At 66.2% G+C, this 22,326-nt stretch carries 18 protein-coding genes; 8 read left to right on the forward strand and 10 right to left on the reverse strand.

What is annotated here, in order from left to right:
• Positions 1-53: 53 nt before the first annotated feature.
• Positions 54-1,106 carry a M4 family metallopeptidase gene (locus tag FB478_RS05770; RefSeq protein ID WP_144599877.1) on the forward strand — a complete coding sequence of 351 codons (1,053 nt, stop codon included), beginning with the start codon at positions 54-56 and terminating at the stop codon, positions 1,104-1,106.
• A 57-nt stretch (positions 1,107-1,163) separates the two neighbouring features.
• The gene (locus FB478_RS05775; protein ID WP_018768426.1) at positions 1,164-1,496 is read left to right on the forward strand and encodes a protealysin inhibitor emfourin; all 333 of its coding nucleotides are present in this window, start codon (positions 1,164-1,166) and stop codon (positions 1,494-1,496) included.
• A gap of 13 nt (positions 1,497-1,509) precedes the next feature.
• On the opposite strand, the gene FB478_RS05780 is transcribed toward FB478_RS05775, so the two are convergent.
• Positions 1,510-2,478, reverse strand: coding sequence for a GlxA family transcriptional regulator (locus tag FB478_RS05780; RefSeq protein WP_018768427.1), 969 nt, complete (start codon positions 2,476-2,478; stop codon positions 1,510-1,512).
• 81 nt (positions 2,479-2,559) lie between these two features.
• On the opposite strand from FB478_RS05780, the gene FB478_RS21080 reads away from it, so the two are divergent.
• The 3 genes from FB478_RS21080 to FB478_RS05790 all read left to right on the forward strand — a co-directional run bounded on the left by FB478_RS21080 (position 2,560) and on the right by FB478_RS05790 (position 7,776).
• Positions 2,560-2,715 carry a hypothetical protein gene (locus FB478_RS21080; protein WP_186447732.1) on the forward strand — a complete coding sequence of 52 codons (156 nt, stop codon included), beginning with the start codon at positions 2,560-2,562 and terminating at the stop codon, positions 2,713-2,715.
• Between the two features lie 78 nt (positions 2,716-2,793).
• Positions 2,794-6,762, forward strand: coding sequence for an ATP-dependent RNA helicase HrpA (gene hrpA, locus FB478_RS05785; protein WP_144599878.1), 3,969 nt, complete (start codon positions 2,794-2,796; stop codon positions 6,760-6,762).
• A 30-nt stretch (positions 6,763-6,792) separates the two neighbouring features.
• Entirely contained in the window at positions 6,793-7,776 is a 984-nt protein-coding gene (locus FB478_RS05790; RefSeq protein ID WP_134163838.1) for a beta-ketoacyl-ACP synthase III, read from the forward strand.
• A 25-nt stretch (positions 7,777-7,801) separates the two neighbouring features.
• On the opposite strand, the gene FB478_RS05795 is transcribed toward FB478_RS05790, so the two are convergent.
• From FB478_RS05795 to FB478_RS05805, 3 genes are read right to left on the reverse strand one after another with little or no spacing between them, the layout of a single operon-like run.
• Positions 7,802-8,230, reverse strand: coding sequence for an HIT family protein (locus FB478_RS05795; protein WP_144599879.1), 429 nt, complete (start codon positions 8,228-8,230; stop codon positions 7,802-7,804).
• Entirely contained in the window at positions 8,227-9,420 is a 1,194-nt protein-coding gene (locus FB478_RS05800) for an NAD(P)-dependent alcohol dehydrogenase (protein ID WP_144599881.1), read from the reverse strand. The genes FB478_RS05795 and FB478_RS05800 overlap by 4 nt, the downstream gene beginning before the upstream one ends.
• Positions 9,417-10,331, reverse strand: coding sequence for a sulfurtransferase (locus FB478_RS05805; protein ID WP_144599883.1), 915 nt, complete (start codon positions 10,329-10,331; stop codon positions 9,417-9,419). Before FB478_RS05805 ends, FB478_RS05800 begins: the two co-directional genes overlap by 4 nt.
• A gap of 108 nt (positions 10,332-10,439) precedes the next feature.
• On the opposite strand from FB478_RS05805, the gene FB478_RS05810 reads away from it, so the two are divergent.
• Positions 10,440-11,552 (forward strand): PLP-dependent cysteine synthase family protein, encoded by a 1,113-nt coding sequence (locus FB478_RS05810; RefSeq protein ID WP_134163835.1) that lies wholly within the window; start codon positions 10,440-10,442, stop codon positions 11,550-11,552.
• Here FB478_RS05810 and FB478_RS05815 read toward each other — a convergent pair.
• Complete coding sequence (locus FB478_RS05815; RefSeq protein ID WP_018768435.1) at positions 11,549-12,205, reverse strand: MBL fold metallo-hydrolase; 657 nt, start codon at positions 12,203-12,205, stop codon at positions 11,549-11,551. The genes FB478_RS05810 and FB478_RS05815 overlap by 4 nt on opposite strands.
• A 116-nt stretch (positions 12,206-12,321) precedes the next feature.
• Between FB478_RS05815 and FB478_RS05820 the strand changes: the two genes are divergently transcribed.
• Positions 12,322-12,783 carry a Fur family transcriptional regulator gene (locus tag FB478_RS05820; RefSeq protein ID WP_018768436.1) on the forward strand — a complete coding sequence of 154 codons (462 nt, stop codon included), beginning with the start codon at positions 12,322-12,324 and terminating at the stop codon, positions 12,781-12,783.
• Here the strand turns inward: FB478_RS05820 and FB478_RS05825 are convergent.
• The 5 genes from FB478_RS05825 to FB478_RS05845 form a co-directional block, all read right to left on the reverse strand.
• Positions 12,761-13,645 carry a metal ABC transporter permease gene (locus FB478_RS05825; RefSeq protein ID WP_056388024.1) on the reverse strand — a complete coding sequence of 295 codons (885 nt, stop codon included), beginning with the start codon at positions 13,643-13,645 and terminating at the stop codon, positions 12,761-12,763. The two genes, FB478_RS05820 and FB478_RS05825, sit on opposite strands and share 23 nt — an antisense overlap.
• On the reverse strand, positions 13,645-14,460 hold the full coding sequence (locus tag FB478_RS05830) for a metal ABC transporter ATP-binding protein (protein WP_056388027.1): 816 nt from the start codon (positions 14,458-14,460) through the stop codon (positions 13,645-13,647). The genes FB478_RS05825 and FB478_RS05830 overlap by 1 nt, the downstream gene beginning before the upstream one ends.
• Entirely contained in the window at positions 14,457-15,434 is a 978-nt protein-coding gene (locus tag FB478_RS05835) for a metal ABC transporter solute-binding protein, Zn/Mn family (RefSeq protein WP_056388029.1), read from the reverse strand. Before FB478_RS05835 ends, FB478_RS05830 begins: the two co-directional genes overlap by 4 nt.
• 76 nt (positions 15,435-15,510) lie before the next feature.
• The gene (locus FB478_RS05840; RefSeq protein WP_056388031.1) at positions 15,511-16,581 is read right to left on the reverse strand and encodes a hemolysin family protein; all 1,071 of its coding nucleotides are present in this window, start codon (positions 16,579-16,581) and stop codon (positions 15,511-15,513) included.
• Entirely contained in the window at positions 16,578-17,912 is a 1,335-nt protein-coding gene (locus FB478_RS05845; RefSeq protein WP_144599885.1) for a hemolysin family protein, read from the reverse strand. Before FB478_RS05845 ends, FB478_RS05840 begins: the two co-directional genes overlap by 4 nt.
• Positions 17,913-18,505: 593 nt before the next feature.
• Between FB478_RS05845 and FB478_RS05850 the strand changes: the two genes are divergently transcribed.
• Entirely contained in the window at positions 18,506-22,324 is a 3,819-nt protein-coding gene (locus tag FB478_RS05850) for a multifunctional oxoglutarate decarboxylase/oxoglutarate dehydrogenase thiamine pyrophosphate-binding subunit/dihydrolipoyllysine-residue succinyltransferase subunit (protein ID WP_056388033.1), read from the forward strand.
• The last annotated feature ends 2 nt before the right edge of the window (positions 22,325-22,326 follow it).

Genomic DNA, 22,326 nt, shown 5'->3' on the forward strand with positions numbered 1-22,326 from the left:
CAATTGTCGGAGGCTCCTCTTAGGCTGAAACCACCTAGCTGAGGGAGTACGCCATGCAAGTTCAGTTCTGTTCCATCGTTCCGCCCTACCTGTTGCGCCGGCTGGCCCAACAGGACGCACCGGGATTCTCTTCGGCGGCAAGCGCGGCCCGGAAGGCCCTTGGCCACATCGAATCATTCCAGGCAGCACGTGCACAGGCCGTCCCGGTCCTCCCGCCCGGGCTGCGCCAGGTCAAGCCGGGCCCGGTGGACCGCACCATCTACGATGCCGGCGGCGAAGAAACGCTCCCCGGCAGGCTGGTCCGGGAAGAAGGCGGGCGCGCCACCGGCGACGCCGCCACCGATGAAGCCTACGACGGCCTGGGTCACACGCACCGGCTGTATGCCGACGCCTTCGGCCGGGATTCGGTTGACGGACGCGGCATGAAGCTCGATGCCACGGTGCACTTCGGCAACCTGTACGACAACGCTTTCTGGAACGGCACCCAGATGGTGTTCGGTGACGGCGACGGCGACGTCTTTGACCGGTTCACCAAGTCCCTCAGCGTTATTGGACACGAACTGGCGCACGGGGTCACCCAGTACTCGGCCGGGCTTGCGTACCGGAACCAGGCGGGCGCCCTTAATGAGTCGATGTCAGATGTCTTCGGCGCCCTCGTTGAGCAGTACGTCAAGAACCAGTCCGCTGCCCAGGCCAGCTGGCTGATCGGTGAAGGCCTCTTTACATCCAAGGTCCAGGGGCAGGCCCTTCGGTCCATGAAGGCGCCCGGAACGGCGTACGACGACGACGTGCTGGGCAAGGACCCGCAACCCGACTCCATGGACTCGTATGTCCGGACCAGCGCAGACAACGGCGGTGTCCACATCAACTCCGGCATCCCCAACCGCGCGTTCTACCTGGTGGCGGACGCCCTCGGCGGCAATGCCTGGGAGGCGCCCGGCCGCATCTGGTACGAGACCCTTACCAGCGGTTCGATGCCGCCGTCCGCAACCTTCACCGTCTTTGCCCGCGCCACGGCACGGGCCGCCGCAGACCTGTTCGGTTCGGGGTCCAAAGAGCATGACGCCGTAACGGGGGCGTGGGAAACTGTGAAGGTCAAGGTTTAACCACCCCGGCTGACCGTCACTGGCCGCCGGGCCGCAGGGAAGCCCAGGGGCCAGGCCATGAAGATCAAGGTGGAACGGAGCGGCGGGATAGCTGCGGTTACGCGGGTGTGGACGGTCGATGCGCAATCGGACAGCGACCTCAGCCAATGGCAGCCCCTGGTCGAGGCCTGCCCGTGGGATTCGGTACCCAAGACGCCAAGGGCAGCTGCCGAACAATTTGCGGAAGCCCAACCGGACAGGTTCATCTACTCGATCCGGGCAGGGCAACGCAGGGCAGCACTTCCCGAGCAGGCCGTCACCGGACCCTGGCGGATTCTTGTGGACAGCGCACGGGAAGCGGCCGAGGAACTCCGCGACCAGGAACGCCGCGACGAGCCCGCCCCGGGCTAGGGTGCAAAGGGTGCTACCCCGCCACAGCCAGTTGGCCGCGGAAAGCGCGGCGGTATGACTGCGGGCTGGTGTCCAGGACCTTGGCGAAGTGGTGCCGCAGCAGGACAGGGTGCCCGAAGCCGGACTCCCTGGCGATTTCTTCGATGTTCAGGTCCGTGGACTCAAGGAGTTCCTGGGCCCGGAGCACCCGCTGTGAATTGAGCCAGGCGGCAGGCGTCGCTCCGGTCTCGGACCGGAAGCGCCGGGCGAACGTCCTGGCCGACAGGTGCACGCGTGCCGCCAGTTCGCTTACCGTGTGCTCGCGGTCCAGGTTCTCCACCATCCAGCGCAGCAGCTCCTCCATGGGAGCTGAGCCGCAGGCCGGCATTGGCCGGTCAATGAACTGCGCCTGGCCGCCGTCGCGGTGCGGAGGAACCACCATGTCCCTGGCGATCGCGGCGGCCACCTTGGCCCCGAGTTCGACCCGCACAAGGTGGAGGCAGGCATCGATCCCGGCGGCGGTCCCTGCGGACGTAATGATGTTGCCGTCCTGCACGTAGAGTACGTTTTCGTCCACCTGCACGCCGGGATTTTCGGCAGCCAGTTGGCCGGAGTAGTGCCAGTGCGTGGTGCAGCGGCGCCCATCCAGCAATCCGGCGCGGGCCAAGGCAAAAGCGCCCGAGCAGATGGACATCACCCATGCCCCCCTTGCATCAGCAGCCCTCAGCGCCTCGACTACGGATTCATGCAACTCGTCGCCCCTCCCGTAGGGGGCCATGATGACCAGGTCCGCATCTTCGGTGGCTTCAAGTCCCAGGCCCACGTTGAGGGTCAGGCCTGACTTCAACCGGACGTCGCCAGGCTCCGGCGTGCAGACGCGGAAGTCGAAGGCCGGGACGCCGCTTCCCCGGCCGGATCTGTCGATGCCGAATACCTCGCAGGCAGTGCCGAACTCGAACATCGAGAAGTTGGGAACCACGATGACGGCCACTGATTTGAGCATGCTTCCATTGTGGCAGGAATTATGTCTTTTTGGTCATTTCTGCCACTTTTTCCCTGTTGCAGGATGGAGAAGCATGGAGGCATGGAAATCCTCATAACCCTCCTCATCCTCGTGGCCGCAGCAACCATTTCAGCGCTTTTGCGTGATGGCCGGGGGCACACGCCTCCTGCTGAATCCCACGAAGCCTGGTCCGCCCTGGACCTCCCAAGCATCAACTACACGCTCCGCGTTTTCTAGAGCAGAACCAAAGGCGCCGGACACCTGCCGGCAGTACAAACGGGAAGCCGGGGCTCCCGCAGTAGACTGTCTGCAGCCATGACTTTTCATATCTCCTATCCCGCCGAGCTGCCGGTTTCCGAGCGCCGCGAGGACTTGATGGCCGCGATCGCGGCCAACCAGGTGACCATCATCGCCGGCGAGACCGGCTCCGGAAAGACCACCCAGATCCCCAAGATGTGCCTGGAACTTGGCCTGGGCGAGAAGGGACTGATCGGCCACACGCAGCCCCGGCGGCTGGCAGCCCGGACCGTGGCCGAGCGCATTGCGGAAGAGCTTGGCGTGGACATCGGCCAGGAGGTGGGCTTCCAGGTCCGTTTCACCGGTGAGGTAAGCAAGGCAACCAAGGTCAAGCTGATGACCGACGGCATCCTGCTTGCCGAGATCCAGCGGGACAGACTGCTGCGCAGGTACAGCACCATCATCATTGACGAGGCACACGAACGAAGCCTCAACATCGACTTCATCCTGGGCTACCTCAAGCGGATCCTGCCGCAGCGGCCGGACCTGAAGGTGATCATCACCTCAGCCACCATCGACCCGGAACGGTTCGCCCACCACTTCGGGACCCCGGAACAACCCGCTCCCATCGTCGAAGTCTCCGGCCGGACCTATCCGGTGGAAATCCGCTACCGGCCGCTGTCCCAGCCCAAGGCCGACGACGACGACCCCTCGGACGATGAACTCGAGGAGGACCGCGATCCCCTGGATGCCGTCTGCGATGCGGTGGACGAGCTCGCGGCGGAAGCGCCCGGTGACATCCTGGTCTTCTTCTCCGGCGAGCGGGAGATCCGCGACGCCGCGGACGCACTCCAGGCCCGGATCCAGTCCAACCGAAGGCTGTCCAACACCGAGATCCTTCCCCTGTTCGCGCGCCTGAGCCTGCAGGAGCAGCACAAGGTATTCCACCCCGGCAGCAAGCGCCGGATCGTGCTTGCCACCAACGTGGCGGAAACGTCACTCACGGTGCCGGGCATCAAGTACGTCATCGACACGGGCACGGCCCGCATCTCCCGGTATTCGCACCGCACCAAGGTCCAGCGCCTGCCCATCGAACGCGTCTCGCAGGCATCGGCCAACCAGCGCTCCGGCCGCTGCGGCCGGGTGTCTGACGGCATCGCCATCCGGCTCTACTCGGAGGAGGACTACGAGTCCCGGCCCCGGTTCACGGATCCGGAGATCCTGCGCACCAACCTCGCCGCCGTCATCCTCCAGATGACCGCCATGGGCGTGGCAAAGGGCCCCAAGGACGTTGAGGAGTTCCCCTTTGTCGAGCCGCCGGAAACGCGGGCCATCAACGACGGCGTTACCCTCCTTCGCGAGCTCGGCGCCCTGGCTCCCCCACGCCCGCAAGACAACGGCGGTAAGCCCGGGGCAGGCGGCGGCCTCACCGCCGTCGGACAGAAACTCGCCCAGCTGCCCGTCGATCCCCGCCTGGGCCGAATGATCGTGGAGGCCGGAAAACGCGGCTGCGTCCGCGAAGTCATGGTCCTGGCGGCCGCGCTGACCATTCAGGACCCCCGCGAACGGCCCACAGACAAGCAGCAGCTGGCCGCGGAAAAGCACAACCGCTTCCGGGACGAAAACTCGGACTTCACCGGCTACCTCAACCTCTGGAACTACCTGCAGGAGAAACAGCAGGAACTGTCCTCGTCGGCCTTCCGCCGGTTGTGCCGGGCCGAATTCATCAACTACCTGCGGGTTCGCGAGTGGCAGGACCTCTTCGCGCAGTTGCGCCAGCTTGCGCGGCCGCTGGGGATCGCCCTGGACAACAAGCGCCTGGCCGATCCCGTGGGCAACCATGACGGGATCCACATCAGCCTGCTGTCCGGGCTCCTGAGCCACATCGGAATCCTGGATGAGCGCAAGCGCGAGTATGCAGGTGCCCGCGGCAGCCGGTTCGCGATCTTCCCCGGTTCCGCGCTGTTCAAGAAGTCCCCCACGTTCGTCATGGCAGCGGAGCTGGTGGAAACCAGCCGCCTGTGGGCCAGGGTGGCGGCCAAATTCGATCCCCTGTGGGCCGAGCAGGTGGCACCGGACCTGGTGAAGCGCACCTACAGTGAACCGCACTGGTCCACGCGGCAGGGCGCGGTCATGGCCTACGAAAAGGTCACCCTTTATGGCGTTCCCATCATTGCCCAGCGGCGGATTAACTACGGCAGGGTGGATCCGGTCGTGGCCCGGGAGCTGTTCATCCGGCATGCCCTGGTGGAGGGTGACTGGAAGACCCACCACAAGTTCTTCCACCGCAACCGGGCGCTCCTGCATGAGGTGGAGGAACTCGAGGCACGCATGCGCCGCCGCGACCTGTTGGTGGATGACGAGACGCTGTTCGAGTTCTATGACGCCAGGATCGGCCCCGACGTGGTTTCCGAACGGCACTTCGATAAATGGTGGAAGGATGCCCGCCGGGAGAATCCGGACCTCCTGGACTACGACAAATCGCTGCTCCTCAGTGACGACGCCGATGACCTGGATGAATCGGCCTACCCCAAGACCTGGTTGCACAAGGGCTTCGAGCTTCCGCTGACGTACGAGTTCCACCCCGTGGCTCCTGGTTCACCGCCCAACCCGTCCGACGGCGTCACGGCCGAAGTTCCCGTCCTGTTCCTCAACCAGCTGGACGATGCCCCGTTCCGCTGGCTGATCCCCGGCCAGCGCGTGGAGCTGGTGACCGCGTTGATCAAGTCGCTGCCCAAGCAGGTCCGCAAGAACTTCGTTCCTGCTCCCGATGTTGCCCGGCAGGCGGTGGCGGTCCTCGAAGCGGACTTCGATCCTGCCCGGGATGAGCTGGAGCCGTCGCTGGAACTCGCGCTGCGGCGGATCCGCGGCGCCATCATCCCGCCCGGTTCCTGGAACTGGGACGCCGTGCCTGCGCACCTGCGCGTGAGTTTCAAGGTGGTGGACAGCGGCGGCAAGGTGCTGGGCGAAGGAAAGGACCTGGCCGAACTGCAGGAGAGGCTGGCTCCTGCCACCCGGCGTGCGATTGCAGACTCGCTCGGCGCCACACCGGCCTCCACTGCGCCCGGCGCCGGCGGCAAGGCCCAGCAGCGCAGGAACGGCAAGGCGTCCGACGCCGGAGCAGCCACACGCCCGCAGGCTGCCGGGGTGCCGGGAACCTCCACCGCGGCCGGGTTCGTGGAGCAGGAAGGCCTGACGGAATGGAGTTTCGGCACCATCGAACGCCAGGTGAGCAGCATGGTCAAAGGCCACACCGTCACCGGGTACCCGGCCCTGGTGGACCAGGGAACCTCAGTGTCGCTGCGGGTCTTCCAGACACAGGAGGAACAGCTCGACGCGATGCGCGGCGGCGTGATCCGCCTGCTTGCCCTGCGGGTTCCGGCGCCGGACCGCTACGTCCTGGAGCACCTGAGCAACACGGAAAAGCTGACCTTCAGCCAGAACCCGCACGGCTCGGTATCCGCCCTCATCGCGGACTGCGCGCTGGCGGCCATCGACAAGCTCACCCCCGCAGACCTACCCTGGGACCGGAAGGCCTTTGACCAGCTGTATGAGCTGGTGCGTGCCGAACTGATCGACACCGTCTTCACGGTCACCGCCGTGGTGGAGCGCATCCTGGCCAGCACCCGCCGGATCGAGAAGCAGCTCAAGGGCACCACCAGCCTGGCCCTGATCAGCGCGCTCAACGACGTCAAGAGCCAACTGGAACAACTGGTGTATCCCGGTTTTGTGGCACGCACGGGCTACGCACAGCTCAGCCAGATGCCCCGGTACCTGGCGGCCATCGAGAAGCGGCTGGAGCGGCTGCCCGGCAACGTCCAGCGCGACGCCCTTAACATGGCTGTCGTCCAGCGGCTTGAGGACGACTACGACGATGCCGTCTCGGCGCTGCTGCCGGGACGGCGGGCAGGACGCGAGTTAACCCAGGTGCGCTGGATGATCGAGGAACTTCGGGTAAGCCTGTTCGCCGTCGAGCTCGGCACCGCGTATTCAGTGTCTGAGAAGCGGATCCGCGCCGTGCTCAACAAAGCACTGGCCCCCGCCTAGCGGCGGCCAGCCACCAAGGAGAGGAATCCAATGAAGCTCACGCTTGCCCAGGGCCCGGCAGGGACAGAGATTGCAGGGCTCGGCCACGCCCAGCCCGCGCGCATCATGGACAACCATGAGCTCGAGGGCATGATGGACACCAACGACGAGTGGATCCGCCAGCGCACCGGCATCGTCACAAGGCACATCGCCGGCGAGGGCGAGACAGTGGTGGACCTCGCGGTTCCGGCGGCACGGATGGCCCTGGCCGATTCGGGCGTCGCGGCCGCGGACGTCGACCTCGTGGTGGTGGCCACCACCACGGCCGCCGAACGTTCCCCCAACACCGCGGGCCGGGTGGCCGAGGCGCTGGGCCTGGGACGGGACGGCCGGGGACCGGCCATCATGGACGTCAATACGGCCTGTTCGGGCTTTGAGTACGCCCTCGGCGTGGCCGACCAGGCCATCCGCAGCGGCAGCGCCTCCCACGCGATCGTCGTTGGCGCGGAAACCCTCTCAGCCGTGACCGACTGGACGGACCGCGCGACGGCGGTGCTCACCGCGGACGGCGCCGGCGCCGCCGTCGTGCGTCCGTCGGAGACGCCCCGCATTGGCCCGGTGGTGTGGGGGTCCGAGGGCGGCATGGCCGATGCTGTCCGGATCTCCCCGCCGTCGGGCAGGTTTTCGCAGAACGGCCGCGAGGTGCTGCGGTGGGCCCTGACCAAAGCGCCGGAGCGTGCCCGCGAGACGGTGGCCAGGGCGGGGCTGGCAATGGACGACATCCAGGTCCTTGCCGCGCACCAGGCCAACCTCCGCATCATCGAACCGCTGGCCGAGGCCCTGGGGCTGTCGGACCGGATTGTCATCACCGACGTCACCGAGTCCGGGAACACGTCCGCTGCCAGCGTGCCGCTGGGGCTGAGCAAATGGTGGCACTCCGGAAGGATCCCGGCGGACGTCCCCGCACTGCTTTTCGGCTTCGGCGGCGGCTTCACCTATGCGGGCATGGTGGCGATGACGCCGCGCCGGGACTGATCTCCCTGCCAGCTTTCCCCGCGTCCTACCTGCCGGGCACGAACTCCCCGTACCCGGCGGCCCGGAGGCCGTCGCGCAGTTTCTCCGCGTTGGCGTCCAGGACTGCGGGGTCCGGGTTCTGGTCCGCCGATCCGAAGTCGAAGTCGGCCATGCTTTGCGATGGCCACACGTGGAGGTGCAGGTGGTTGATTTCGTAGCCCGCCACGATAAGGCCCGCCCGGCGTGCCCCGAAAATGTCCACCTGGACGGCACCGATGCGCCGTGCCACTTCCATGACCTTGGCCAGTGTTTCCGGCGACGCGTCCGTCCAGCGGTCCACTTCTTCGGTGGGAACCACCAGCGTGTGGCCGTCCGCGAGCGGGCCGGTGGTCAGGAACGCCGAAACGTCGTCCTCCCGCCACACAAACCGGCCGGGAATCTCACCCTTGATGATCTTCGTGAACAGTGTGCTCATGCGTCTGCCTCCTCAGCGGCTGCCTGCAGCGTGCCGGTATCCAGCACGAACCGGTACTTAACGTCTCCTGCGACCATCCGGTCGTAAGCTTCATTCAGCTGGGCGGCGGGCACCATCTCAATGTCGGCCACCACGCCGTGTTCAGCGCAGAAATCCAGCATCTCCTGGGTCTCGGCAATCCCGCCGATCAAGGACCCTGCATAGGCGATCCGGCGCCGGATCAGAGCACCCGGGTTGACCGGCGGCATCGCCTCGGAGGGCAGTCCCAGCTGGAACAATGCCCCGTCCACGCGCAGGGTGCGGAAGAAGGGGTTCAGGTCGTGCGGGGCGGCAACGGTATCGATGATGAGGTCCACCGTGCGGTCCGCGGCCGCCATCGCCTCCCCGTCCCGGGACAGGACAACCTCGTCCGCGCCAAGCTCCAGCGCGGCCGCCACCTTGGACTCTGACGTGGTGAATACCACCACCTTCGCCCCCATCGCCTTTGCCAGCTTGACGGCCATGTGGCCGAGCCCGCCCAGCCCGACGACGCCCACCACGTCCCCTTCCCCGACGTCGAAGTGCCGCAACGGCGAGAACGTGGTGACGCCGGCGCACAGCAGGGGCGCGACGGCGGCCGGGTCCAGCGACGCCGGGACACGCAGGACGTACCGGCGGTCCACCACGATGGACGAGGAATACCCGCCCTGGGTGATTGCGTCACCGTTCCGCCGGTCCTTGGCACCGTAAGTGCCGGTCATCCCGTTTTCGCAGTACTGCTCAAGGCCGTCAAGGCAACTGTCGCACTCGCGGCAGGAGTCCACCATGCAGCCCACGCCCACCCGGTCGCCTATGGCGAAGTCGGTAACGTCCGCGCCGATCCTGCTGACGGTTCCCACGATTTCGTGGCCGGGAACCAGGGGGTACGCCTGGCCGCCCCATTCTCCGCGGGTGGCGTGCACGTCGGAGTGGCAGAGCCCGCAGAACTCGATGGCGATCTCCACGTCGTCCGGCTTGGGCGCGCGCCGGGCCACGGTCAGCGGCACCAGTCCGCTCTCCCGGGAGACCGCACCCCAGGCGGCGGCAAGCGACCCGGCTTCAGCGGCGGGGGCAGCATCAGATACGGGATCCAGAGGGTTGGAGGGGTCGTTGGGTTGGGCTGGATCTATGGGTTTTGCTAGGGGCGGTGGTACCGGGCGTCCTGGTGTCATAGTGCGACGCTACCCCCGCCGCCTGCGGAGTTTCCAGCCGGCCTTCCGCCCTCCCGGGCCTCCGTTCCGCCGCCCCCGGGTTCCGGACCCACGGCCACCGGCAGCCCGGGCCGGTTGGACCACTCCGAAAAGGAGCCTGGGTACAGGGCTGCCGGAAACCCGGCGAGTTCCAGTGCAGCCACCTCGTGGGCGGCCGTGACGCCGGACCCGCAATAGACGGCCACCGGGAGGCCTGCCACCACGCCAAGGGATTCAAACCTCCGCCGCAGTTCTTCCCGCGGCAGGAACCGCCCGGCGTCGTCCACGTTCCCGGTGGTGGGGGCGCTCACCGCTCCCGGAATGTGTCCGGCACGGGGATCAACCGGTTCGACCTCGCCCCGGTACCTCTCCCCTGCCCTGGCATCGAACAGCAGCCCATCCCTCGGCCAGGCTGCGGCAGCACCGGCGTCGACCACTGGCATCTGCCCGCTGCCCAGCTCCACGTCGCCGCGCGCGGGATGGACCGGGCCCGGTTCGAGGGGCAGGCCGGCGGCACGCCAGGCGGCCAGGCCGCCGTCGAGCAGGTACACCTCATTGAGGCTGGCATCGCGGAGCATCCACCACACCCTTGCGGCCGCCATGTTCGCGCTGTCATCGTAGGCGACCACGACGTCGCCCTTCCTGATGCCCCAGCGCCGGGCCGACTCCTGGAACTGTCCGGAGGAGGGCAGGGGGTGCCGTCCCCGGTCCGGAACCGCCGGGTCGGACAGCTCGGAGGCCAGGTCCACGAAGACGGCACCCGGCAGGTGCCCTGCGAGATAGTGTTCGTGGCCGTGCGGATCGCCCAGGACCCAGCGCACGTCCAGCAGCACCGTCCGGCGCCCGGCGCCGAGCCTGGCCTGGAGGGCGGCAACGTCCATCAACGGTTTCATCGGTGCTCCTTCTGCAGCGTGCTGACGGCGGACGCGGGACATCCTGCCTGGACGGCCGCCGGTCCCACTCTAGACGGGGAGTTCCCGGCCCGCGGGTAGGCTGGACTGGTGACGATCGAGGGCAGCACCGGCAGGAACGATGGCGGAACGGACCGGGACTGGGCCGACCAGGCCATCCGCACCATCACCGCCGAAAACAACCGTTCCGCGGACACGCACCTGTACTCCGTGCCGCTGCCGGAACAGTGGGGCATCCGGCTGTACCTCAAGGACGAGTCCACGCACCGCTCCGGCAGCCTGAAGCACCGGCTGGCCAGGTCCCTGTTCCTGTTCGGGCTGGTCAACGGCTGGATCCGGGCGGACACCACCATCGTGGAGGCCTCAAGCGGCAGCACCGCGGTCTCGGAGGCCTACTTCGCCCAGTTGCTGGGTTTGCCCTTTGTCGCCGTGATGGCCCGCACCACCAGCCCGGAAAAGATCGCGCTGATCGAAAAGTTCGGCGGCTCCTGCCTGCTGGTGGAGAACGCCACGGATGTGTATTCGACAGCCGAAGAAGTAGCCGCCACCTGCAACGGGCATTACATGGACCAGTTCACGTTCGCGGAGCGGGCCACCGACTGGCGCGGGAACAACAACATCGCCGAATCGATCTTCGGACAGCTCAGCCTGGAGCCGCATCCGGTGCCGGAGTGGATCGTGGTTGGCGCCGGTACGGGCGGAACCAGCGCCACGATCGGCCGGTATCTGCGCTACCACAGCCATCCCACACGGTTGCTGGTGGTGGACCCGGAGAACTCGGCCTTCTATCCAGGCTGGCTGGGGGAAACAGCCGGACGGCCCACCGGCCTGCCCTCGCGCATCGAAGGCATTGGCCGGGCCCGAATGGAGCCGAGCTTCATCCCTACGGTGATCGACCGGATGGTCCAGGTGCCGGATGCCGCCTCGGTGGCAGCAATGCGGCACCTGAACTCATTCGCCGGCCTGCATGCAGGTCCCTCCACCGGAACCAACCTGTGGGGAGTCTGGCAGACGGTGGCCCAGATGCTGTCCGAGGGCCGCAAGGGCAGCATCGTGTCGTTGATGTGCGACGGCGGCGAACGGTATGCGGGCAACTACTGGAACCAGGACTGGCTGGCTTCCCAGGGGCTGGATCCGGCGCCCTACGAGGCCGTGATTTCGCGCTTCCTGGACACCGGGGAGTGGACCGGCGCGCCGGCCTAAACCTCCACGGACTCGCGGGCGGCCAGGTGCCTGTATTCGGTGCCGTACTTGGCGCCGATCCGCTTGACATGGCCTTCAACGATGCCCAGGCCGTTGTCGTTGAGCAGGCCGTCATGGATCTGGAAGGCGCGCGGCGCCCGCACACCGATGACGAAGTCAACAACCTCGGCGGACTTGCTCCACGGCGCGTGCAGCGGGACCAGGAGCGTCTGGACCTGGATTCCGTCCGGGATGATGAACGAGTCCCCCGGGTGGTACACGTTTCCGTCCACCAGGAAACCGATGTTGGCAACCACCGGGATCTGCGGGTGGATCAGGGCGTGCTGGCCGCCGAAGCTGCGGATGTCGAAGCCGGCTGCCTGGAAGGATTGGCCGGGTTCCACCGTATGGATGCGGTCTGCCGCGGCGGCGGCTTCCCGGCGCAGTTGCCCGGCCACGCCCCCGGGGGCATACAGCGCCAGGCCCGGATCTCCTTCGAGGGCGGCCACCACGGCCTTGCTGTCAAGATGGTCTGCGTGTTCGTGGGTTACCAGGACTGCCTGCGCCCCTGACAGCGCCTCGGCTGATTCGGAGAAGGTGCCGGGGTCCAGTACCAGGATGCGGCCTTCCTTCTCGAGCCGGATACAGGCGTGGGTGTACTTGGTCAGCTTCATAGCGCCAGCCTAGGGTCCGCCCCGGAAGCCTGTCCACGGACCCTGTCCTGCACTCCGGCCCATGAAGCTCCGGCTGGTAATCTTGGTGTTTGCCCCCCACGGAAGCGAGTTCGTCCATGCCGATCGGCGTCAAGGCTGATTCCGCCGCCCCATCCCCGGCAGGAGGCGGCAGGGAACAGCGCGTTACCAAGCAGCGCAAGGCCGTCAGTGCGGCCCTGGACCACCTGGACGACTTCGTCAGCACGCAGGAGCTGTACCGCATCCTGCAGAACCAGGGCGTGTCCGTGTCATTGGCCACTGCCTACCGGATCCTGCAGTCACTCGCCGATGAGGGACTGGTGGATGTGCTGCGCAATGGCGACGGCGAGGCCGTGTACCGGCGCTGTGCGGTGACCGCGCATCACCACCACCTGCTGTGCAGGAACTGCGGAAAGGCAGTGGAGGTGGAGGCACCCGCCGTCGAAACGTGGGCGGTGCGCACGGCCGCCGAGCATGGGTTTACCGAGGTGGACCATACCGTGGAGATTTTCGGCCTGTGCCCTGACTGCACCGCCCTTAAGGCTGCCGGGAAGCTGTAAGGACCCGCCCGTTGATGCCGCGCGCGGCGCGCACGGAGCTGATGGCGCGGCAGGCCACGTAGATCAGGAACGACAACGTGGTGACGTAGGGGCTGATGGGGATCCGTCCGCCCAGTGCCAGCAGGATTCCGCCCACCGTTGCGGTGACAGCAAAAACGACGCTCAGGACCACCGCCGCAACCGGCGACGACGTGACCCGCAGGGCCGCGGCCGCCGGCGTAATCAGCAGCGCAAGCACCAGCAGGGCGCCGACCACCTGGATGGACAAGGCCACACTGACGCCCAGGAGGACCATGAAGACGAGGGCCAGCGTGCGGACCGGGACTCCCCGCGCCTCGGCGAGTTCGGGATCCACGCTGGCGAAGGTGAGCGGCCGCCAGATGGCCACCAGCACCAGCATCACCACGACAGCGGTCCCGGCGAGGGCCTGGAGCTGGACGGTGTCCACGGAAACGATTTGCCCGGTGAGGAGCCCGAACTTGTTTGCGGCCCGGCCCTGGTACAGGGACAGGAACAGGATTCCGAGTCCCAGGCCGAACGGCATGATCACGCCGATGGTTGAGTTCTTGTCCCTGGCCCGGACACCCATCAGGCCCAGCAGCAGCGCTGCCGCCACCGATCCTATGAGCGAGCCAAAAACCACGTCCGCACCGACCAGCAGGGCGAAGGCGGCGCCGGCGAAGGAAAGTTCGGAGATGCCGTGGACCGCGAAAGCGAGGTCCCGCTTCATGACGAACGTGCCCACGAGGCCGCCAAGGAGCCCCAGGATGGCGCCCGCCCAGATTGAGTTCTGGACCAGGACCAGCAGTTCGCCGTAGTTGTCGAAGTTGAAGATGGCACCGAGGATGCTGTCGGCGTCCATTACGCTGCCTCCCCTGCCAGGGCGTCAGCCTCGGCGTGGTGGTGGGTGGTGGCATCGGGCAGGCCAACGACGACGATCCGGCCGTTGGCGTGGATCACCTCCACCTGGGTGCCGTAGAGGTCGGAGAGCACTTCCGTGGTCATGACCTCTTCCGGCGTCCCCACCCGGAACCGTCCCCCTGCCAGGTACAGGACCCGGTCCACGTAGTCGATGATGGGGTTGATTTCGTGGGTAACGAAGACAACGGCGCTGTTGTGTTCGCGGCTTTGTTTGTTGATCAGGGCGCTGACTGCCTGCTGGTGGTGCAGGTCAAGGGACAACAGCGGCTCATCGCAGAGCAGGACCTGCGGATCAGTTGCCAGTGCCTGCGCCACGCGGAGCCGCTGTTGCTCCCCGCCGGAGAGCTGGCCAACGGGGACCTTGGCGTAGTCGGAGGCGCCCACCAGTTCCAGGAGCTGGTCCACCCTGCGGTTTGTCTTGCCGGCCGACAACCGGATGCCCCACCGGTGCCCGTCGACTCCCAGGGCCACCAAATCGCGGGCACGCAGGGGCGTGTCCTGCGGAAACGACTTCTGTTGTGGAATGTAGCCGATCAGGTTGCTGCCGCGTTCCACGGGCCGGCCGCCCAGGAACGCTTGTCCGGAGTGCAGCTTCTGCAGGCCCAGGAGGACCTTCAGGAAACTGGTTTTGCCGCTGCCGTTGGGACCCAGCACGGCGAAGAACTCACCGGGCCTGATGTCCAGGTCCAGATCCTCCCAAAGCGTGCGCTGACCGAACCTGAGGCAGGCCCCGCTGAGGCTGACGACGGATTTCACCTGTTTGACTCCAGAATTTTGCTGACGTTGTTCACATTGTCCGTCATCCACTGCACGTAGGTCTTTCCCTCAGGCAGGGTTTCGGTGAAGTCCACCACCGGAACCCCGGCGGCTTCAGCAGCCTTCTTCAGCGCTTCCGTCTGCGGGCCCTCGGTCTGCGCGTTGTAGGCCAGCAGCCGCACTGTCCCGGAAGCCACCAGGTCTGTGGCCTCCTTCATGGCGGCGGGCGGGACGTCAGTGCCCTCCTCGATCGCGGCAGTGTAGGCCTCAGGTGTGGCGTTCTTCAGGCCCGCATCTTCGAGCAGGTAGAGGGGAACGGGTTCGGTGACCGCAACCTGTCCTCCGGCCGCCGCGCCTTTCCGGGCCTCCAGCTTGCCGTGCAGGTCTGAGAGGGAGGCCTTGAAGGCGTCGGCGTTGGCTGTGAACGTGGCGGCAGAACCGGGATCCAGCGTGCCGAGCTTCGCCGCAACACTGTCGGCCATCCGCTCCATGGCCGGCAGGCTGTACCAGACGTGCTCGTTGAAGTTGCCGTGATCGTGCCCGCCAGGGCCTTCGGCGGCCGGCCCGGTCGAGGCGGAAGCCTCCTCCTCCGGGTGGGCAAGGCCGGAGACTTCGACGGCGGTCAGCACCGAACCGCCGTCGAGCTTGCTGCTCTCCACCAGGGTATGAAGGAAGTCGTCGTAGCCGCCGCCGTTTTCGATGACCAGCTGCGCCTTCGAAACAGTGAGGCGGTCCTGGGCGGTTGCCTGATAGGAATGCGGATCCTGGCCGGCGTTGTTGATGATCGCGGTCACGCTGACCTTATCCCCACCGATGCTCCTGGCAATGTCGCCGTACACATTCGTCGAGGCCACGACGTTGATCCCCTGCGTGGAAGCGGGCGTCCCGGACTGCTGCGGGCTGCACGCACTGAGCAGAAGGCCAAGGCCCGTCAGGGCGGCAAGGAAAGAGCTGGCAGCGGCGGTACGGCGCACGGGAAACCTCAGTTCACGCAGATGGGGAGGACGACAGTGCAAGCCTATACCTAAATGCGAATGATTCCTATTTAGGTCAATTTCCGTTCGGCTGGCCCAACCGGCGGATTCCGGTGGCCTGCGTCGCGTCCCGGATTTCACCGACGAGCTGTTCGATGACGTCCTCAAGGAAGAGCACACCCCGCGTCTTGCCGTCCGGGCCGATCACGCGTGCAAGGTGGGATCCCGTGCGCTGCATGACGGACATGGCTTTTTCGATCTCGTCCCCCAGCGCCAGGTTGGCCAGCGAGCGGATGCGGCTCTCGGCAATCGGCAGTTCGTAGGCGGACTCCGGAATGGACAGCACATCCTTCACGTGGAGGTAGCCGTAGAGCATGTCGTCGTCATCCAGCATGGGAAACCGGGAGAACCCCGTACGGCTGACGGCCTTTTCAAATTCCACCGGAGTGGTGGAAGCCCCCAGCATGACCAGCTTCCCGAGCGGCACCATGATGTCCTCCGCCGTGTGCTCCGAGAACTCCAGGGCACCGGTAATGAGCCCGGCGTCGTCGTCCACCAGGCCGTGGCGGGTGGACTCCTGGACGATCGACTGCACCTCCTCCAGCGTGAAGGAGGACGTCACCTCATCCTTGGGCTCGATCCGCATCAGCTTAAGGATGTAGTTGGCGGACCAGTTGAGGACTGAAATCACCGGATGGACCAGCCGCGAGATGAACAGCAGCGGCGGGGCCAGGAGCAGCGCGGCCTTGTCCGCCACGGACACCGAGATGTTCTTGGGCACCATCTCGCCGAATGTGACGTGGAGGAAGGTCACCAGCATCAGGGCCACGGCGAAGGCCGCAACGTCCGCAGCTTCCGCCGGCAGGCCCACCGTCTCGATGGGGACGGCAAGCAGGTGGTGGATTGCCGGCTCGGCCACCAGCAGGATCAGCAGGGAGCAGACGGTGATGCCAAGCTGCGCGCAGGCCAGCATCAAGGACACGTTCTCCATGGCGCGCAGGGTTGTCTGGGCGCGCTTGGATCCGGTGTCGGACAAGGGCTCAATCTGGCTGCGGCGCGCGGACATGATGGCAAACTCAGCCGCCACGAAAAAGGCATTGCCCAGCAGGAGCAAGCCCAGCCAGAGGATGCCCGCCCAGTCACTCATGGCTTGCTCCTGTCATTGGCGTCCTGTGCAGCCGGTTGATCCGCCGGGTGGAAGCAGATGCGGTCGATTCTCCGGCCGTCCATCCTGGTAACGCTGAGCGTTCCGCCGCCCACCGGGACGGCGTCCCCCACCACGGCGATCCGGCCGAGTTTGCTCATGACGTAGCCGCCCACGGTCTCATAGGCCGCTTCGTCCGGAACACTCAGCCCCGGGATCTGTTCGGACAACTCGTCCGGACGGAGGAGCCCGGGAAAGTACCAGTCGCCGGAGGCGCTTTGCAGTAGCCCCGGACGGACCTTGTCGTGCTCGTCCGCCACCTCGCCCACGATTTCCTCCACCAGGTCCTCAAGGGTGGCGATGCCTGCCGTACCCCCGTATTCATCAAGCACGACGGCCAGCTGGAGGTTTCCCTCGCGGAGCTCGGCCAGGAGTGCATCAAGGTGGATGGTCTCGGGCACCCGCAGTACCTCGGTCATGATGGCGCCCGCTTCAAGGTTGCGGCGCCGGTCCCACGGAACAGCGACGGCCTTCTTGACGTGCACCAGTCCGCGGATGTCGTCGGCGGACTCGCCAATAACAGGGAACCGGGAGTACCCGGTCCTGCGTGCTGCGTCCACCACGTCGGAGACCGGCTGGTCGGCGTCGATTGTCTCGAGCCGGATGCGCGGCGTCATGACGTCCGCGGCCGTCCGCGTTGAGAAATTCAGGGTGCGGGCGATGAAGTTCGCAGTCCCGGCGTCGAGCGTTCCCATCGCAGCCGACCTGCGGACCAGCGAGGCAAGCTCCGCCGGAGTCCGCGCGCCGGAAATTTCTTCCTTGGCTTCCAGCCCGAAAACGTTCAGGACCTTGTTGGAAAAGCCGTTCAGGACCAGGATGGCCGGTTTGAAGATCGCCGTGAAGATCAGCTGTGGCCGGGCCAGCGCCCGGCCCACGGGGAACGACAGCGCGATCGCCATGTTCTTGGGCACCAGCTCACCCAGGAGCATGGACAGCAGCGTAGCCAGCACCATGGCGAGGATGAGGGAGATGGACTGCACGGCCACGGCGGGAAGTCCGACGGCGGCCAGCGGCGCCTCGAGGAGGTGGCCAGCCGAGGGTTCCATGACGTAGCCGGTGAGCAGCGTGGTCAGGGTGATGCCGAGTTGGCAGCTGGACAGCTGGGTTGACAGCGATTTGAGGCAGGTGAGCAACGGCACAGCGCCGCTGTCCCCGTCGTCAATGGCGCGCTGGACGGTGGATTGGTCCAAAGCGATGAGGGAAAACTCGACGGCCACAAAGAATCCGGTGCCGGCGATCAGCAGCAGGCCTGCTGCCAGGAGGAGCCACTCCATTCAGCATCCCGCCTGGAGCGGCAGGACCGCCGGGAGCGCAGCCGACCGGAAAAGGGAGGAGCTGCTTCGGCCCGGCGGAGGATGGTCGGCGGATCCCGAGGACTGGTCCGCACGGGATGCGGCAAGCTGGGCCGCTGGCTGGTGATGGGCGCGTTGTCGGGGTTTGCCGGCTCTGGGGGCGGACTGTGCGGCGCTCCTCGTGGAGCTCCGCTGACAGTGCCCAGGCCGGCACCTAGATTTACTGTCCATAAGAATTTCAGTCTACAGGAGCGGCCCCGGCCGGATGCGCGGCAGTCCGCCGCCGGGGCGGCCCGGCCTCCGGCCGCCCCAGCACTTTGCGGGGCTTCCCGGCGACCCTTGGCGCTCCAGGAGCCGGGCGTATCAGATGGCAATTCAGATGCAATTTTGGGCTCACATTCAGCCCCATGTTCGTCACTTCATGATTTGGGTCACCCTTATTGGCAGTTAACACAAGATGCTCACTAGACTTGCTAAGGGTCTGGGTTCAGAGGACGCAGAGACTGGTTCGATCGCAGTGCTGAAGCACCGGGGGGCCAAAGAGAAATCAAACTCATGGAAGAGGCGTATTTCAAGTGCCAGAGCAGCCAAGCCACCGTCTACCAGAGGAATTTGGCGGGAACGAGTGGCTCGTTGACGAACTGTACGAGCAGTACCAACAGGACAAGAACGCCGTGGACGCCAAGTGGTGGCCGCTGTTTGAATCTTTCGACTCGGGTAACGGTTCTTCCAACAATGGAAATTCCGCGCACGCTGCCAATCCTCCTACGCGCGAGCTGCCCGTGGTGAAGACGGCACCCGCTGCTTCGGCACCGTCGCCGGCCGCAGCCCCTGCCACTCCCCCGGCGGCACCCGCCGCCACCCCGGCCGCCGCTCCTGCAGCAGCCCCTGCGCCGGTCAAGAAGGCCCCCGCCACGGAGGCACGCGACGGCGGCAAGAAGACCGAAGCAGGCACCGGCTCGCAGCCCATTCCGGCGCAGCTGCCCAAGAACGTCAAGGCCCCCACCGCGCCGGAGGAGGACGTCGTCTCCGTCCTCCGCGGACCTGCCAAGGCCATCGCCACCAACATGGTCACCAGCCTTGAGGTGCCCACGGCCACCAGCGTCCGGGCGATTCCGGCCAAGCTGCTCATCGACAACCGCGTGGTCATCAACTCGAACCTGGCCCGCGCCCGCGGCGGCAAGGTCTCCTTCACGCACCTCATTGGCTACGCAGTCATCCGGGCCCTTTCCCAGTTCCCGTCGATGAACGTGTACTACGACGAGGTGGACGGCAAGCCCGTTGCGGTCCAGCCGGCCCACGTCAACTTCGGCATCGCCATCGACATGCCCAAGCCCGACGGCACCCGCCTGCTCATGGTCCCGAACATCAAGAAGGCCGAGACCCTCAACTTCGCCGAGTTCTGGCACACGTACGAGGACCTCATCAAGCGCGCCCGCAACGGCAAGCTCACCGCCGAGGACCATCAGGGCACCACTGTCTCCCTGACCAACCCCGGCGGCATCGGCACCGTGCACTCAGTGCCGCGCCTTTCCAAGGGCCAGGCGGCCATCATCGGCGTCGGCGCCCTTGACTACCCGGCCGAATTCCAGGGTGCCAGCGAAAAGATCATCGCCCACAACGCCATCAGCAAGGTCCTCACCCTGACCTCGACGTATGACCACCGCGTCATCCAGGGCGCCGGCAGCGGCGAGTTCCTCAAGCTGGTGCACCAGCTGCTGCTGGGCGCACAGAACTTCTACGACGAGATCTTCGAAGCCCTCCGCATCCCCTACGAGCCTGTCCGCTGGAGTGCGGACCTGCAGGTGGATCCGGCTGACGAGATCAACAAGGTTGCCCGGATCCAGCAGCTGATCCACTCCTTCCGCGTACGCGGCCACCTCATGGCGGATACCGATCCGCTGGAGTACGTGCAGCGCAAGCACCCGGACCTCGACGTCCTCACCTACGGCCTGACCCTCTGGGACCTGGACCGCGAATGGCCCACGGGCGGCTTCGGCGGCAAGCCGATGCTGAAGTTCCGCGACATCCTCGGAGTCCTGCGGGATGCCTACTGCCGCACCACCGGCATCGAATACATGCACATCCAGGAGCCTGCCGAGCGCAAGTGGTTCCAGGACCAGCTGGAACACCCCTACTCCAAGCCCAGCCGGGAAGAGCAGCTGCGGATCGTCTCCAAGCTGAACGCGGCCGAGGCCTTCGAAACCTTCCTGCAGACCAAGTTCGTGGGGCAGAAGCGCTTCTCGCTGGAAGGCGGCGAGTCCCTGATTCCGTTGCTGGACGCCATCATGTCCGATGCAGCCGATGACGGCCTGGACGAGGTTGCCATCGGCATGGCCCACCGCGGCCGCCTCAACGTCCTGACGAACATCGCCGGCAAGACCTACGCACAGGTGTTCCGCGAATTCGAAGGCACGCAGGATCCGCGCTCCGTCCAGGGCTCCGGCGACGTCAAGTACCACCTGGGCACCGAAGGTACCTTCACCTCGGACACCGGCAAGGAGACCAAGGTCTACCTCGCCGCCAACCCGTCCCACCTGGAAGCCGTGGACTCCGTCCTCGAGGGCATTGTCAGGGCCAAGCAGGACCGCCTTGACCAGGGCGAGTCGTTCCCCGTCCTGCCCATCATGGTCCACGGCGACGCTGCCTTCGCCGGCCAGGGCGTGGTTGCGGAAACGCTCAACCTGTCCCAGCTGCGCGGTTACCGCACCGGTGGAACCATCCACATCGTGGTCAACAACCAGGTCGGCTTCACCACCGCCCCGTCGTCGTCGCGCTCATCCACGTACTCCACGGACGTTGCCAAGATGATCCAGGCACCGGTCTTCCACGTGAACGGCGACGACCCCGAGGCTGTGGTCCGCATCGGCCAGCTCGCCTACGAATTCCGCCAGCGCTTCCACAAGGACGTCGTCATCGACATGGTGTGCTACCGCCGCCGGGGCCACAACGAGGGTGACGACCCCTCGATGACCCAGCCGCTGATGTACAACCTGATCGAGGCCAAGCGCTCCGTCCGCAAGTTGTACACGGAGTCGCTCATCGGCCGCGGGGACATTACCGAGGAAGAAGCCGAGCAGCTGCTCCGCGACTACCAGGAACGGCTGGAGCGGGTCTTCGCCGAGACCCACGCCGCCCAGACCTCCCCCATCCCGATCGTGACCGCGGATTCCGCTGCCGTGTCCGACATCGAGCGGCCCATGGCCCAGCAGTCCGATTCCAGCGTCAGCGCACCGGCCTCCACGGCCATCAGCGCCGACACCCTGGCCCGGATCGGCAAGGCTCACGTCGAGATCCCCGATGGCTTTACGGTCCACCCCAAGTTGAAGCAGCTGCTGGAAAAGCGCGAGCAGATGTCCCGCGAAGGCGGCATCGACTGGGGCTTCGGCGAGATCGCAGCCTTCGGCTCCCTGATCATGGAAGGCGTCCCCGTACGCCTTGCCGGCCAGGACTCCCGCCGCGGCACCTTCGTACAGCGCCACGCCGTCTTCCACGACCGTGCCAACGGCAAGGAATGGCTGCCGCTGGGCAACCTTTCCGACGACCAGGCCAAGCTGTGGATCTACGATTCACTGCTGTCCGAATACGCGGCCATGGGCTTCGAGTACGGCTACTCCGTGGAACGCCCGGACGCCCTGGTCCTCTGGGAGGCCCAGTTCGGCGACTTCGTCAACGGTGCGCAGACCATCATCGACGAATTCATCTCCTCCGCAGAGCAGAAGTGGGGCCAGCGGTCCTCGCTGGTCCTGATGCTCCCGCACGGCTACGAAGGCCAGGGCCCGGACCACTCCTCGGCGAGGATCGAGCGCTTCCTGCAGCTCTGCGCGGAAGACAACATGATCGTGGCCAACCCCACCACGGCGGCCTCGCACTTCCACTTGCTGCGGCGCCAGGCGTACAACCGGCCGCGCAAGCCGTTGATCATCTTCACGCCCAAGCAGCTGCTGCGCCTGAAGGCTGCCGCCTCGTCCGTGGAGGACTTCACCAGCGGCACCTTCCGTCCTGTCATTGGTGAGCATGAGCAGCTGCCGGCCACCGCCGTCGAACGCGTGCTTCTGGTCTCCGGCCGCCTGTACTACGATCTCCTGTCCACCCGGCAGAAGACCGGCGACAAGACCACCGCCATCATCCGCGTGGAGCAGCTCTACCCGCTGCCGCACCAGGAGATCGCGGCGGAGCTCGCCAAGTACCCCAACGCCGAAGTGGTCTGGGCACAGGATGAGCCTGCCAACCAGGGCCCCTGGCCATTCATCGGCCTGCACCTGCCCGAGGCCCTTGACCGGCGGGTCCGCCTTGTGTCCCGGCCGGCATCCGCCTCCACGGCAGCCGGCTCCATGAAGCGGCACGCTGCGGAACAGGATGTCCTCCTGAAGCAGGCATTTGCACGGAAGTAAGC

It is taken from the genome of Arthrobacter sp. AG367 (assembly GCF_007828995.1).
Classification (GTDB): Bacteria; Actinomycetota; Actinomycetes; order Actinomycetales; family Micrococcaceae; genus Arthrobacter.

Bases quoted from the DNA above. Each gene is read 5' to 3' on its own strand.
- FB478_RS05770 (WP_144599877.1), top strand. From the start codon at position 54: ATGCAAGTTCAGTTCTGTTCCATCGTTCCGCCCTACCTGTTGCGCCGG.
- FB478_RS05775 (WP_018768426.1), top strand. From the start codon at position 1,164: ATGAAGATCAAGGTGGAACGGAGCGGCGGGATAGCTGCGGTTACGCGG.
- FB478_RS05780 (WP_018768427.1), bottom strand. From the start codon at position 2,478: ATGCTCAAATCAGTGGCCGTCATCGTGGTTCCCAACTTCTCGATGTTC.
- FB478_RS21080 (WP_186447732.1), top strand. From the start codon at position 2,560: ATGGAAATCCTCATAACCCTCCTCATCCTCGTGGCCGCAGCAACCATT.
- hrpA (WP_144599878.1), top strand. From the start codon at position 2,794: ATGACTTTTCATATCTCCTATCCCGCCGAGCTGCCGGTTTCCGAGCGC.
- FB478_RS05790 (WP_134163838.1), top strand. From the start codon at position 6,793: ATGAAGCTCACGCTTGCCCAGGGCCCGGCAGGGACAGAGATTGCAGGG.
- FB478_RS05795 (WP_144599879.1), bottom strand. From the start codon at position 8,230: ATGAGCACACTGTTCACGAAGATCATCAAGGGTGAGATTCCCGGCCGG.
- FB478_RS05800 (WP_144599881.1), bottom strand. From the start codon at position 9,420: ATGACACCAGGACGCCCGGTACCACCGCCCCTAGCAAAACCCATAGAT.
- FB478_RS05805 (WP_144599883.1), bottom strand. From the start codon at position 10,331: ATGAAACCGTTGATGGACGTTGCCGCCCTCCAGGCCAGGCTCGGCGCC.
- FB478_RS05815 (WP_018768435.1), bottom strand. From the start codon at position 12,205: ATGAAGCTGACCAAGTACACCCACGCCTGTATCCGGCTCGAGAAGGAA.
- FB478_RS05820 (WP_018768436.1), top strand. From the start codon at position 12,322: ATGCCGATCGGCGTCAAGGCTGATTCCGCCGCCCCATCCCCGGCAGGA.
- FB478_RS05825 (WP_056388024.1), bottom strand. From the start codon at position 13,645: ATGGACGCCGACAGCATCCTCGGTGCCATCTTCAACTTCGACAACTAC.
- FB478_RS05840 (WP_056388031.1), bottom strand. From the start codon at position 16,581: ATGAGTGACTGGGCGGGCATCCTCTGGCTGGGCTTGCTCCTGCTGGGC.
- FB478_RS05845 (WP_144599885.1), bottom strand. From the start codon at position 17,912: ATGGAGTGGCTCCTCCTGGCAGCAGGCCTGCTGCTGATCGCCGGCACC.